Consider the following 12,618-nt stretch of genomic DNA (forward strand, 5'->3'; position numbering starts at 1 on the left):
GCAAAACGTGCGGCCAGTCCGCGCAAAACGTGCGGCCGGTCGGGGTGAGGGCGGGGGTCGCGTGGGTCAGGATGGCCCCATGCGCTGGTATGCCGATGCTCCCGTCCGTCGCACCCGCCAGGTCGCGGCGGACTTGTTCGTCCTGGGCTGGGTGGTGGTCTGGGTGCTCGTCGGGCGGTGGGTGTTCGGCCTGGTGATGACGCTCGCGGCCCCCGCGGACCCGCTGCGCTCGGCCGGGACGGGCCTGCAGACCCGGATGAACGACGTCGCCGGCCGGGTGACCGAGATCCCCCTCGTCGGCGACGACCTCCAGGCACCGTTCACCGGAGCGGCTGGGGTCGGCACCGACCTGGTCACTGCCGGGGACCGGTTGGAGGGGTCGGTCACGACCGTCGCCTGGTTGGTGAGCCTGCTCAGCGCCGGCACGCCCATCCTCGTCGTGGTGCTCGTGTGGGCGCTGCTGCGCCTCGCCTGGGTCCGTCGCGCACGCTCGTTGGGAGGCGAGCTCGACGACCCCGAGTCGGTGCAGCTGCTGGCCCTCCGCGCGCTGGTGCGTCAGCATCCTCGGCGGCTGCAGCGGCTCGTCCCCGACCCGGTGGGCGCCTGGACCTCGGGCGACCCCGAGGCGTTGCGTGCCCTCGCAGACCTGGAGCTGGCGGAGGTGGGCCTGCGCGCGCGACGCTAACCGCCTGCGCCGGCCCCCCGGCCCGGTGCCGCGACCCTCAGCCGTGCCGCTCGCGCAGCACCCTCTCGACGTCAGCGAGCCCGAGGTCGCGGGAGCGGAGCAGGACCAGCAGGTGGTAGACGAGATCGGCCGACTCGCCGAGCAGCGCCTCGTCGTCCTGCGCCACCGCGGCAAGCGCGGTCTCGACACCCTCCTCCCCGACCTTCTGTGCGATCCGCCGCACCCCCGCGTCGAAGAGCGTCGTGGTGTAGGACCCCTCCGGCCGCTCCTCGTGACGTCCGCGCACCAGCTCGTCCAGCTCGTGCACGAACGACCCGGGGCGGGCGCCGGGGTCGAAGCAGGTCTGCTCACCGGTGTGGCACGTGGGGCCGGTGGGTATGACGTGGAGCAGCAGGGTGTCCCGGTCGCAGTCCAGCTCGATGCCCTCGACCCGGAGGACGTTGCCGCTGGTCTCCCCCTTGGTCCACTGGGCGCCGCGGCTCCGGCTGTAGAACGTGGCCAGGCCCGTCTGGATCGTCGTGGTCAGCGCCTGCTCGTCGAGGAAGCCGACCATGAGCACCTGGCGGGTCCGGGCGTGCTGCACCACGCCGGGGATGATCCCGTCCGTCTTCGAGAAGTCGACGTCGCCGACCCCGAAGCCCACGTCTGGCGCAACCACTCGTGACGCTCGGTCGGTCATGAGACATCCATTCGTGACGCTCGGTCGGTCATGAGACATCCATTCGTGACGCTCGGTCGGTCATGAGCGGACCTCGATCCCCGCGTCGGCCAGGGTCCGCTTGAGCGACGGGATGGGGATGGACCCGTCGTGGAAGACCGTCGCCGCGAGCGCGCCGTCGACGTCCGCCTCGCGGAAGACGTCGACGAAGTGCTGCGGCGCGCCGGCGCCACCGCTGGCCACGAGGGGCACCGGGCACAGGGACCGGACAGCTGTCAGTTGTTCGACGTCGTAGCCGTCGCGCACGCCGTCCGAGCCCATGCAGTTGAGCACGACCTCCCCGGCACCCAGCCCGACGACCTCGCGCACCCAGTCCAGCGTGGTGGTGGGCAGCGCACGCGTGGCCTCGGGGCTGCCGGTGAACTGCCGGATCCGCCACTGCCCGTCCGCGTCCCGCAGGCTGTCCACGCCGACCACGACGCACTGGACACCGAAGGCGTCGGCCAGCTCACCCACCAGCGCGGGCCGCTGGGTGGCGGGCGTGTTGACCGACACCTTGTCCGCGCCGGCGTGCAGCACCGCGCGGGCCGTGTCCACCGACCGGATGCCGCCGGCGACGCAGAACGGGATGTCGATCGCACGGGCCACCCGCTCGACCCAGTCCACGTCGACGCCGCGGCCCTCGGGACTGGCGGTGATGTCGTAGAACACGAGCTCGTCGGCCCCCTCCCGGGCATACCGCTCGGCGAGCTCGACGATGTCGCCCATGTCGCGGTGGTCGCGGAAGCGGGTGCCCTTGACCACCCTGCCCTCCCGCACGTCCAGGCAGGGGATGATGCGGCGGGCCAGCGTCATACCTGCTCCTCCCGAACCGCGTCGCCCACGGTGAGGCGACCCTCGAGCAGCGCCTTGCCCAGGATGATCCCCGCGCAGCCGTGACGCTTCGCGGCGCGCACGTCGTCGACCGACCGGGCACCGCCGGAGGCCTGGACCTGCAGCGCCGGGTTGGAGCGGGTGAGCATCGTGTAGAGGTGGAAGTTCGGGCCGGACAACGTGCCGTCCCGGCCGATGTCGGTGCACAGCACGTGCCGCAGCCCCGAGTCGCCGTACTGGTGCAACGTGGTGGTGAGGTCGTGCTCCCCCACCGAGGTCCAGCCCGAGGTCGGGAGCACCCAGGTGCCGTCCTCGCCGATCCTGGTGTCCAGGGCCACGGTGATCCGCTCCGGGCCGAAGCGGTCCAGCCACCCGACGACGGTCGCGGGCTCCCGCACCGCGAGCGAGCCGACGACGACCCGCTCGGCCCCGGCGTCCAGCAGCTGCTGTACGTCGTCCTCGTGCCGGACCCCTCCCCCGGTCTGCACCCGCAGGCCGGTCGTCTCCGCGATCCGCGTCAGGGTCCCGATGAGGGTGTAGCCCCCGGCGCGTGCGGCGTCCAGGTCGACGAGGTGCAGCCACGCCGCCCCGGACCGGGCGTAGTTCTCCGCCACGGCCACCGGGTTGTCGGTGTAGCGCGTCTCCTGGTCGTAGTCACCCTTGTGCAGCCGGACGACGGCACCTGCGCGGACGTCGATCGCGGGATAGACGGTGAACGGTCCGGTGTGGCTCACAGAGTTCTCTCCGGTGTCGGTGCGGAGGCCTGGCGTCATCGATCGACCTCCACCAGGAAGTTTCGCAGAAGCCGCGCGCCGACCGACGCCGACCTCTCCGGGTGGAACTGCGCACCCCACCGCAGGCCGGATCGCACCACGGCGGTCCACGGCTCCCCGTGCACGGTCCGCGCGAGGGTGTGCGCGCTCGGCGCGGCGGCGTAGGAGTGGACGAAGTAGGCACGGTCGCCGTCCTCGATCCCGGCCAGCAGCGGGTCGTCGGCGAGTCCGGTGAGGGCGTTCCACCCCATGTGCGGCACGCGGACCCCTTGACCGCCCGGTATGCCCACCACCTCGCCGGGGACGAGCCCGAGGGTCGCCACCCCGCCGTCCTCCGCGGAGCGCTCGAAGAGCAGCTGCATGCCCAGGCATACCCCGAGCAGGGGCGCCTGCACCTGCGCCAAGGTGTCCACCAGGCCCAGCTCCCGCAGTCGTCGCATGCCGGCGCCCGCGGCCCCCACGCCGGGCAGGATCACCCGGTCGGCGGCCAGGATGTCGGCGGGGTCGGCCGTCAGCCGGCTGGTCGCGCCGAGCCGCTCCAAGGCATAGCTGACCGAGCCGATGTTGGTGCCGCCCCCGTCGACGAGGGCGACCCTCACAGCACGCCCTTGGTGGTCGGGAGCTCGGTGGAGTCACCCTGCCGGGCGATCCCCATCCGCAGCGCCCGGGCGACCGCCTTGAAGCCCACCTCGATCTTGTGGTGGGTGTTGCCACCGGTCACCGACAGGTGCAGGGTGCACCGCATCGCGTCGGCGAAGGAGCGCCAGAAGTGCTCCACCATCTCGGTGGAGAAGTCGCCCACGCTCTCCCGGTCGAAGCTCCCCTCGTAGGCGAAGTAGGGCCGCCCGGACAGGTCGATCGCGGCGGTCGCCTGGGCCTCGTCCATCGGCAGGATGAAGCCGTAGCGCCCGATCCCCCGCTTGTCGCCCAGGGCGGTGCGGATGGCCTCGCCGACGGCGAGGGCGACGTCCTCCACGGTGTGGTGGTCGTCGATGTGCAGGTCCCCCTCGCACCGGACGTGCAGGCGGAAGCCGCCGTGCTTGGCGAGCTGGTCCAGCATGTGGTCGTAGAACCCGATGCCGGTGCTGATCCGGCTGCCGCCGGTGGCGTCCAGGTCCACCTCGACGGTGATCGACGTCTCCGAGGTGGCGCGCTCCACCCGCGCGGTGCGCGGGGCGTCGGCCAGCTGGTGCGCGACCTCGGCCCAGGTGGTGCGCGGCTCGCCCGTGCCGCCGTCCTCACCCACGAGGAAGGAGGCGATGCCGAGGTTGGCGCCGAACTCGGCGTCCGTGGCCCGGTCGCCCACCATGACGCTGCGGTCCCAGTCGACGCTACGGTCCTTGAGCAGGTGCGCCACCATCCCGATGCCGGGCTTGCGGGTCCACGGCGCCTCGGGTCCACCCACGTGGGGGTCGACGAAGACGTCCTTGAAGGTCACGCCCTGGCTGGTCAGCACCTGCATCACCAGCTGGTGCGGGCCCTCGAAGTCCGGCTGCGGGAAGGACTCGGTGCCGAGCCCGTCCTGGTTGCTGACCATGACCAGGTCGAAGCCGGCCGCCTGGATGCGCAGCAGCGCCGGGATGACGCCGTCGACGAAGGCCACCTTGTCCAGCGCGTCGATCTGGCGGTCCTCCGGCTCGACGATGATGGTCCCGTCGCGGTCGACGAAGCAGATCGGGCGGGGGCTCATGCGGGGTTCTCCTCGGTGGTGGTCGGCGGGGTGCTCAGGGCGGCGCGCAGGGCCTCCATCTCCGGCCCGGTGCCGATGGTGATGCGCAGCGCGTCCTGCAGCCGGGGCAGGTGGCGCATGTCGCGCACGACGATGCCTGCGGCGCCCAGGGTATGCAGCAGCGCGTCCGGGTCGTCGCAGCGGACCAGGAAGAAGTTGGCCTCGCTCGCGTAGACGGTGCGGATGCCGTCCAGGTCGCGCAGCCACCGCCCCACCTGGTCACGCAGCCGGAGCACGTCGCCGACGTGGCTCCCGGTGGCCTCCAGCCCGGACTCGCCGAGCGCGCGGAGCGCGAGCTCGGTCACCGGGGTGGGCAGCGGGTAGGGGGCCTGGACGCGGCGCAGGACCGACACCAGGTCGGGGTGCGCCAGCGCGATGCCGACGCGTGCCCCGGCGAGGGCGTGCGCCTTGGAGAGGGTGCGGAGCACGACGAGCGTCGGGTGCTCCTCGAGCAGCGTCACCGCGGACCGTTGGGCGGCGAACTCGCCGTAGGCCTCGTCCACGACCACCACCGCTTGGTCGGCCAGCTCGTCGGCGAGGGCGGCGACCTCCCGCAGCGGCACGACGGACCCGGTGGGGTTCCCGGGTGAGGCGAGGAAGACCACGCGTGCGCCGCTCTCCCGCGCCGCCGCTGCGACGCCGGCCGTGTCGACCCGCCAGCGCAGCTCGTCGTCGACCTGCGGCACCTCGATCACCGGCACCCCGTGCAACCGGGCGGAGACGGCATACATCCCGAAGGTGGGCGAGGTGACCACCACGGCGTCCCCGCCCGGTCGGCACAGGCTGCGGACGAGCAGCTCGATCGCCTCGTCGCTGCCGCGCCCGACGACCACCCGGTCCGGGGTGGTCGCCCAGAGGTCGGCGAAGGCCTCGACGAGCGCCGCGGGCTGCGGGTCCGGGTAGCGGCGTGCGCTGCCGTCGGCGTCGGCGCTGCTGGCCACGCCGGACTCGTTCGCGTTGAGCCAGATCCGGCTCGGTATGCCGGTCGGCGCGCTGGTCCGCGCCGAGGAGTATCCCGCGAAGTCGCGCAGGTCCTCCCGCACCAGGTGCAGGGGGAAGCCCACGTCGTCCTGGGGCGGCGTCATGGCACCTCCTGCAGCCGGGCCAGCCGGCGGGTGACCGCCCGCTGGTGGGCGTGCAGCGACTCCGCCTCGGAGAGCGCCACGGCGCAGGGGCCCACCGCGGCCAGTCCCGCCGGCGTGGCCCGCTGCACGGTCATCGCGATCTGGAAGGCGGCGACGTTGACCCCTCCGGTGAAGCGGGCCGCGCCGGCGGTCGGCAGAACGTGGTTGGTGCCGGAGCAGTAGTCCCCGAGGGTCTCCGGGGTGTGGTCGCCCATGAACACCGACCCGGCGCGGTCGATCCGCGGGACCCACTCCTCCGCGTCCCGCAGGGCCAGGATGAGGTGCTCCGGGGCGTAGTCGTTCGACACCGCCACGGCGGTGTCCAGGTCAGCGGTGACGATGAGCCGAGAGGAGGCCAGTGCCTTGCGGGCGATGTCGGCGCGGGGCAGCGTCTCGACCTGGGCGGCCACCTGCTCGGCGACCTGCTCCGCGAGCTCGGCGGAGTCGGTGAGGAGCAGGACCTGGCTGTCGGGACCGTGCTCAGCCTGCGACAGCAGGTCCGCCGCCACGAACTCGGCGTCAGCGCCCGAGTCGGCGATGACCACGACCTCGGAGGGGCCGGCCGGCAGGTCGATGCCCGGACCACCCTCGGCGGTGCTCACCTGGCGCTTGGCCTCGGTGACCCAGGCGTTGCCCGGGCCGAAGATCTTGTCGCACGCGGGGACGCTCTCCGTGCCGTGGGCGAGCGCCGCCACCGCCTGGGCGCCACCGACCAGGACGATCTGCTCGATGCCGCACTCCGCGGCCGCCGCCAGCACCGTCGGGTCGGCCGTGCCGTCCGGCCGCGGCGGGGTGGCGAGCACGACCTCCGGGCACCCGGCGAGCTGGGCCGGCACGCCCAGCATGAGGGCCGTGGAGGGCAGCGGCGCAGATCCCGCGGGGACGTAGAGCCCGACCCTGCGGATCGGACGGACCACCCGCCGGCAGATCACCCCTGGAGCCGTCTCCACGGCATACCCCTGCTGCATGCCGGCCTCGTGGAAGGCGCGGATCCGGCCCGCCGCCTCGGCGATGGCGGCGCGCAGCGACGGGTCGAGGCCGGCCACCGCGGCGTCCCGCTGCTCGCGCGAGACGGTGAGCGAGTCCAGCTGCGCGCCGTCAAGACGTGCGGTGAGCTCGCGCAGGGCGCGGTCGCCCCCGGCCCGCACCCGCTCCACGATCGCGGCCACCCCGGCGGTGACCTCCGGGCCGGCGGCGGCGGTCCCCCGGCGTAGCGCCTCGCTCCGGCTCGTCCGGTCCAGGTCGTCCCAGGTCAGGACCTTCATGCCAGCATCCCCTCCACCGGAAGGACCATGAGGTTGTGCGCGCCGGCGCGCTTGAGGTCCTCCAGCCGCGCCCACGAGACCGACCCGTGCACCAGCATCTGGAGCGCGACCTCGTCCCGGCCGTCGACCGCCATGACCGTGGGCTCGTGGCCCCCGGGCAGCAGCGGCAGCACGGTCTCGAGCAACGGCCGCTCCACCCGCAGCATGAGCAGTCGTGACTCCTTGAGCTGCACCGCGCCGTCCAGCCGGCGCAGCAGCAGGTCGGCGATCTCCTGACGCCCGTCGTCGAGCTGTCCACCCGGTCCGGCGATCACCGCCTCGCTGTGCAGGATGGTGGTGACCGGCTTGAGCTGGTTGGCCCGGAGGGTGCCGCCGGTGGAGACCAGGTCGCAGACGACGTCCGCCTGGCCCAGCCGGGGCGCGATCTCGACCGACCCGTTGAGCACGACCGGCTCCGCGTCGACCTGGTGCTCGGTCAGCCAGCGCCCGAGCGTGTGCGGATAGGACGTGGCGATCCGTAGGCCGGCCAGCTGCTCCGGGCCGGACCACTCCCGCTCCTCGTCGATGGCGATGTCCAGGCGGCAGGTCCCCCAGCCGAGCTGGCGCCACTCGGTCAGGTGGGCTCCCCTGCCCTGCGCCTGGCGCGCCAGGTAGTGCTCGACGAGCACGTTGCGACCGACGATCCCGAGGTCGCACACGCCGTCGGCGATGAGTCCCGGGATGTCGTCGTCGCGGACCAGCAGGAGGTCGACCGGCAGGCTCTCGCCGTAGCAGAAGAGCCGGTCACGGCTCTCCCGCCAGGTCAGGCCGCACGAGGCGAGCAGCTCTCGGGCGGGCTCGCCGAGGCGGCCGGACTTCTGGATCGCCACACGCAGGCGGTCGCGTGGCTGGGCAGGCGGGGTCATCGGGGCCTTCCGGGACGGGAGGTGGTCTGTCGGCTGAGGGGTCGGGCAGGGTCGGGCGATCAGCCCGCCAGCCCTTCGGGATGCTCGCGACGATGCTCCAGCGCGGCGCGGTAGCCTCCGGCGCCGGCGTCGAGGCACCGGGCGATCCGCCCCACGGTGGTCACGCTCACCCCGGTGACGTCGTGGATCTGGCGGTAGGGCATACCGTCGGCGAGCAACGGCACCACGGACCACCGGTCCGCCAGAGCCTCGATCTCGGCCGGTGTGCACAGGTCCTCGAGGAAGGCGTCGACGGCCGCGGCATCGCCCAGGCGCGCGAGCACGTGGGCGAGGTCGGCGCGCGCCGTCTCGGCGCGTGCGGCGTCCTCCCGCTGCTTCATCGTGGCCTTCCTCGTCACGGGGTGTGTACCAATGCGCTATTACGCTAACACGACGCATCCGCTCCTCCCACATCCACCGGGCGCCGCGCATGGTTGCCCCCGGCCCCACCGGGCGTCGCTCGTGGTTGCCCGGGCACGTGACAGGATGCGCGTCGTGACCCGACCCTCGCTCGCCTGCGCCGCCGCCCTGCTCCTCGTCCTGACCGCGTGCGGGGGCGAGGCCACGTTCTCCGGGGCGGAGGACACGGCTGGACCAGCCCCTGCCTGCGAGGACCCGCCCGCCGCGCCGGACCAGCCGCAGACCTACGCCCAGGACGACCTGCCCGAGCCGGAGTCCGGAGGCCCGGAGGTGGTGGACGCCACGGTGGAGACGAACTGCGGCGACATCGAGCTGGAGCTGTATGCCGCGGACGCGCCGCAGACCGTGGCCTCCTTCGAGTTCCTCGCGCAGGAGGGCTACTGGGAGGACAGCCCCTGTCACCGCCTGGTGACCAGCGGCATCTTCGTGCTGCAGTGCGGCGACCCGACCGGCACCGGTCGTGGCAACCCCGGCTACGGCTTCGGCATCGAGAACGCCCCGGCGGACGGGGCCTATCCGCCCGGGACGGTCGCGATGGCGCGCACGCAGGACCCGGACAGCAACGGCGGTCAGTTCTTCATCGTCTACGACGACACCCAGCTGCCGGTCGACGGAGGTGGTTACAGCATCTTCGGGCAGGTGACCAGCGGTCTGGACATGGTGGAGTCGATCGCGGCCCAGGGCACCTCCGGTGGCAGCACCCCGGCTCAGCCGATCAGCATCCTCTCGGTCACCATCGACGACTGAGTCGTCGACCACGGCCGACGTTGTACGGGCGGTCGGGGACCCCCACTTCTCACTCCTGTGACGTGGATCGTGATGTCAGGGTCGAGGATGTCTGCTCGTCCCCGACCGAGCAGGTGAAGGTGTAGGTCTGCACCGTGGTGACCAATGTCCTGGAACCACCAGGCAAGGTGAGAACCTCCCGACCACCCTCGTCGGTCACCACCAGACTCCCCTCTCCCACGAGCGCCACGTCATGTTCTCCCTCGGCCACCTCGGTGCGGTTCAGGGCACACCCGTCGAGAACCACTTCCAACGGGGCAGTCTCGGGGTCGGCGGGAGGATCCCCCAGACACGCTGTCGCCCCTCCCACGACGAAGGCACACGCGACCAGCCTGGGAATGACCCGCGCTCGCCCTGCCGGTGCTCTACGCATGACGAGTGATGGGCCGCAGAGCTCAGACGAGGGGCTGGGCCAGCTCCACCTTGAGCGCCGAGACGACCTCGTCGCGGGGCACGGTGAACTGGTCCTGACGGCGCAGGTCCTTGAGCGTCACCGTGCCGTCGGCCATCTCCTGCCGACCCAGGATGGCGACGAAGCGGATGCCGGCCCGGTCGGCATACCGCAGCTGCTTGCCCAGCTTGCCGCCGTCGAGCACCGCCTCGGTGTTGATCCCGCCGTGCCGCAGCTGGGAGGCCAGCGCGAGCTGGTCGTCCAGCAGGTCGGCGTCCACCTGCGGCACCAGGACCTGCACCGTCGACTCCCCCGCCGAGGCGTCGATGAGCCCGGCCTCGCGCAGCTGCCAGAAGAGCCGGGACAGCCCGATGGAGATGCCGACGCCGGGCAGGCGCGAGCTCGTGTACTGCCCCGCGAGGTCGTCGTACCGGCCGCCAGAGCAGATGGACCCCAGCTCCGGGTGCTCGTCCAGCGTGGTCTCGTAGACGGTGCCGGTGTAGTAGTCGAGGCCGCGCGCGATGGAGAAGTTGAGGCAGTAGCTGTCCTCCGGCACGCCCAGCGCCCGGACCAGGGACAGGACCTCCCGCAGCTCTGCGACACCCTCGGCCAGGGCAGTGCTGCCCTTGGAGGCCGCGGCCACGGCGTCCAGCCGACTCAGCGCGTCCGTATGCCCCGTCGACCGGGTCTGCACGAAGTCGAGGATCTGCTCGACGACCTCGGTGGACAGCCCGAAGTGCTCCCCGGTCAACGAGGACCGCAGGTAGTCCGGTCCACGCTTGTCGAGCTTGTCCACCTCCCGCAGCACCGCGGCCTGGGTCTCGGGGTCGACGATCCCGAGGTCCTCGTAGAAGCCGCGCAGCAGCTTGCGGTTGTTGATCTGGATGGTGAAGGCGCCGATCGCCAGGTCGGTGAAGATGGCGTTGATGATGGCCGGCGCCTCCGCGTCGTGCCGCACCGACAGCTCGCCGGAGCCGATGATGTCCACGTCGCACTGGTAGAACTCGCGGAACCGGCCTCGCTGGGGCCGCTCCCCGCGGTAGACCCGCTGCATCTGGTAGCGCCGGAACGGGAAGGTCAGCTGGTGCTGGTGCTCGGCGACGTAGCGCGCCAGCGGCACGGTGAGGTCGAAGCGCAGCGCGAGCTCGGGCAGGGCCTCGTCCTCGGCGTCCTGGGTCCGTGACTTCTCCAGCGCCCCGGTCGACTGCACGAAGTAGACCTGGCGCTCGGTCTCCCCGCCGGTCTTGGTGAGCAGCACGTCGGAGCGCTCGAACACCGGTGTCTCGATCGGCAGGAAGCCGAAGCGCTCGTAGCCGGAACGGATCGAGTCCAGCATCCGCTGGAAGGCGACCTGCTCCGGCGGCAGCAGCTCGAGGACACCGGACGGCGTGCGGGGGGAGATCACCGGACGATTCTATCGAGGGGTATGCCGTGCCCCTCCCAGGCCGTGCCCACGATGTCGGGGCATAGTGGTGTGCATGAGCACCGCCGGAGCTGCCCAGACCCCGTCCCTCGACTTCTCCTCGAGGGAGGCGATCACCCCGGCGCAGCTGCGGGAGGTCGGCGAGCAGCTGCAGCGCTTCCTGCTGGAGTACGAGTTCGGCCTGCGCGAGGTCGAGACCAAGATCGAGATCCTGCGCGACGAGTTCTCCCACATGCACGACTACAACCCCATCGAGCACGTCTCGAGCAGGGTCAAGTCACCGGACAGCCTGCGGGAGAAGGTGCTCCGTCGAGGGCTGGCGATGGATCTGCCCACCATCCGCCGCGAGATCACCGACATCGCCGGCATCCGCGTGACCTGCAGCTTCGTCACCGACGCCTACCGCATCTTCGACCTGCTGACCCAGCAGGACGACATCACCATCCGCCGGGTCTCGGACTACATCGCCGACCCCAAGCCCAACGGCTACCAGAGCCTGCACGCCATCATCGAGATCCCTGTCTTCCTGTCCACCGGCACGGTGGAGGTGCCGGTGGAGGTGCAGCTGCGCACCATCGCCATGGACTTCTGGGCGAGCACCGAGCACAAGATCCACTACAAGTACGACGGCAACGTGCCGAGCAGCCTGCTCGCCGAGCTCAAGACCGCCGCCGACAGCGCGGCCGAGCTGGACGCCCGGATGCACCGGCTGCACCGCGAGCTGCACGGTGGGGGGTCGAGCACCGAGAGGTGACTCAGAGCCCGCTCAGGTAGGGGTTGGTGCGGCGCTCCCGGACCATCGTGGTCGCGGGGCCGTGCCCCGGCAGCACGAGCGAGGTGTCGGCCAGCGGCAGCACCACGTCACGCAGACTGCGCTGCATCGCGGCAGCGTCACCACCCGGCAGGTCGGTCCGGCCGATCGACCCGGCGAAGAGCACGTCGCCGGAGATGACCGTCCGGTCCAGCTCGTCGGACGGTATGCCCTCGGGCACCCCTGTGGTGGTGAACAGCACCGATCCCTCGGTGTGGCCGGGAGCGTGGGCCACCCCGATCCGCATCCCGGCCAGCTCGATCTCCTGGGCGTCGGCGATCTCCACGACGTCCTCCGGCTCGGTCCAGGTCGCCGACCGGCCGAACTGCTGCTCGAGCGCCAGCACGAGCTCCGGACCGAGCGAGGAGAGCGGGTCCCGCAACCTATAGCGGTCGTCGGTGTGGATGAACGGACTCACCGCGGTCGTCCCTCCGCAGACCGGGGTCACGGCATACACATGGTCGAGGTGACCGTGCGTGAGGAGCACGGCGGCAGGCCGCAGGCGGTGCTCGGCGAGGACGTCCTGGACGCGCTGCTCGACGCCGATGCCGGGGTCCACGATGAGGCACTCCTCGCCCTCGGCCGGGGCGAGGACGTAGCAGTTGGTGGCGAAGGCGTCGGCGACGATGCTGCGGACGAACATGACCTGACCCTACGCACGCAGCCGGCCGGACCTCACCAGGCCCCGGGCCTGCACGGTTGGGTATGGTCGGGGGCGTCCACGCCATGTCGAGGC

At 72.0% G+C, this 12,618-nt stretch carries 14 protein-coding genes; 3 read left to right on the forward strand and 11 right to left on the reverse strand.

What is annotated here, in order from left to right:
* Window positions 1-79 precede the first annotated feature (79 nt).
* A complete protein-coding gene (locus FXF60_RS01350; protein WP_151523440.1) occupies window positions 80-685 on the forward strand; it encodes a hypothetical protein in 606 nt (201 codons plus the stop codon).
* Between the two features lie 37 nt (window positions 686-722).
* Here FXF60_RS01350 and hisIE read toward each other — a convergent pair whose 3' ends face one another.
* The 9 genes from hisIE to FXF60_RS01395 all read right to left on the reverse strand — a co-directional run bounded on the left by hisIE (window position 723) and on the right by FXF60_RS01395 (window position 8,392).
* Window positions 723-1,343 (reverse strand): bifunctional phosphoribosyl-AMP cyclohydrolase/phosphoribosyl-ATP diphosphatase HisIE, encoded by a 621-nt coding sequence (gene hisIE, locus FXF60_RS01355; RefSeq protein WP_238335631.1) that lies wholly within the window; start codon window positions 1,341-1,343, stop codon window positions 723-725.
* An 81-nt stretch (window positions 1,344-1,424) separates the two neighbouring features.
* Complete coding sequence (gene hisF, locus FXF60_RS01360; protein ID WP_151523442.1) at window positions 1,425-2,198, reverse strand: imidazole glycerol phosphate synthase subunit HisF; 774 nt, start codon at window positions 2,196-2,198, stop codon at window positions 1,425-1,427.
* Window positions 2,195-2,950: a 1-(5-phosphoribosyl)-5-[(5-phosphoribosylamino)methylideneamino]imidazole-4-carboxamide isomerase gene (gene hisA / locus FXF60_RS01365; RefSeq protein WP_238335632.1), complete on the reverse strand. Its 756-nt coding sequence runs from the start codon at window positions 2,948-2,950 to the stop codon at window positions 2,195-2,197. The genes hisF and hisA overlap by 4 nt, the downstream gene beginning before the upstream one ends.
* 35 nt (window positions 2,951-2,985) lie before the next feature.
* The gene (gene hisH / locus FXF60_RS01370; protein WP_151523444.1) at window positions 2,986-3,588 is read right to left on the reverse strand and encodes an imidazole glycerol phosphate synthase subunit HisH; all 603 of its coding nucleotides are present in this window, start codon (window positions 3,586-3,588) and stop codon (window positions 2,986-2,988) included.
* Window positions 3,585-4,679, reverse strand: a complete 1,095-nt coding sequence (gene hisB, locus FXF60_RS01375; protein WP_151523445.1) for a bifunctional histidinol-phosphatase/imidazoleglycerol-phosphate dehydratase HisB — start codon at window positions 4,677-4,679, stop codon at window positions 3,585-3,587. The genes hisH and hisB overlap by 4 nt, the downstream gene beginning before the upstream one ends.
* The gene (gene hisC / locus FXF60_RS01380; protein ID WP_151523446.1) at window positions 4,676-5,803 is read right to left on the reverse strand and encodes a histidinol-phosphate transaminase; all 1,128 of its coding nucleotides are present in this window, start codon (window positions 5,801-5,803) and stop codon (window positions 4,676-4,678) included. Before hisC ends, hisB begins: the two co-directional genes overlap by 4 nt.
* Window positions 5,800-7,107, reverse strand: coding sequence for a histidinol dehydrogenase (gene hisD, locus FXF60_RS01385; RefSeq protein ID WP_151523447.1), 1,308 nt, complete (start codon window positions 7,105-7,107; stop codon window positions 5,800-5,802). The genes hisC and hisD overlap by 4 nt, the downstream gene beginning before the upstream one ends.
* Window positions 7,104-8,012, reverse strand: coding sequence for an ATP phosphoribosyltransferase (gene hisG / locus FXF60_RS01390; RefSeq protein ID WP_151523448.1), 909 nt, complete (start codon window positions 8,010-8,012; stop codon window positions 7,104-7,106). The genes hisD and hisG overlap by 4 nt, the downstream gene beginning before the upstream one ends.
* Before the next feature lie 59 nt (window positions 8,013-8,071).
* Entirely contained in the window at window positions 8,072-8,392 is a 321-nt protein-coding gene (locus FXF60_RS01395) for a YerC/YecD family TrpR-related protein (protein WP_151523449.1), read from the reverse strand.
* Window positions 8,393-8,537: 145 nt separating this feature from the next.
* Here FXF60_RS01395 and FXF60_RS01400 point away from each other — a divergent pair, with 145 nt between their 5' ends.
* Window positions 8,538-9,218 (forward strand): peptidylprolyl isomerase, encoded by a 681-nt coding sequence (locus tag FXF60_RS01400; protein WP_151523450.1) that lies wholly within the window; start codon window positions 8,538-8,540, stop codon window positions 9,216-9,218.
* A gap of 434 nt (window positions 9,219-9,652) precedes the next feature.
* Here FXF60_RS01400 and hisS read toward each other — a convergent pair whose 3' ends face one another.
* A complete protein-coding gene (gene hisS / locus FXF60_RS01405; protein WP_151523451.1) occupies window positions 9,653-11,053 on the reverse strand; it encodes a histidine--tRNA ligase in 1,401 nt (466 codons plus the stop codon).
* Between the two features lie 73 nt (window positions 11,054-11,126).
* Here hisS and FXF60_RS01410 point away from each other — a divergent pair, with 73 nt between their 5' ends.
* Window positions 11,127-11,825, forward strand: coding sequence for a GTP pyrophosphokinase (locus tag FXF60_RS01410; protein WP_151523452.1), 699 nt, complete (start codon window positions 11,127-11,129; stop codon window positions 11,823-11,825).
* A gap of 1 nt (window position 11,826) precedes the next feature.
* Here the strand turns inward: FXF60_RS01410 and FXF60_RS01415 are convergent, their stop codons facing one another.
* Window positions 11,827-12,525 carry an MBL fold metallo-hydrolase gene (locus tag FXF60_RS01415; RefSeq protein WP_151523453.1) on the reverse strand — a complete coding sequence of 233 codons (699 nt, stop codon included), beginning with the start codon at window positions 12,523-12,525 and terminating at the stop codon, window positions 11,827-11,829.
* Window positions 12,526-12,618: the final 93 nt, after the last annotated feature.

The organism is Serinicoccus kebangsaanensis (assembly GCF_008919445.1).
In the GTDB taxonomy this organism is placed as follows: domain Bacteria; phylum Actinomycetota; class Actinomycetes; order Actinomycetales; family Dermatophilaceae; genus Ornithinicoccus; species Ornithinicoccus kebangsaanensis.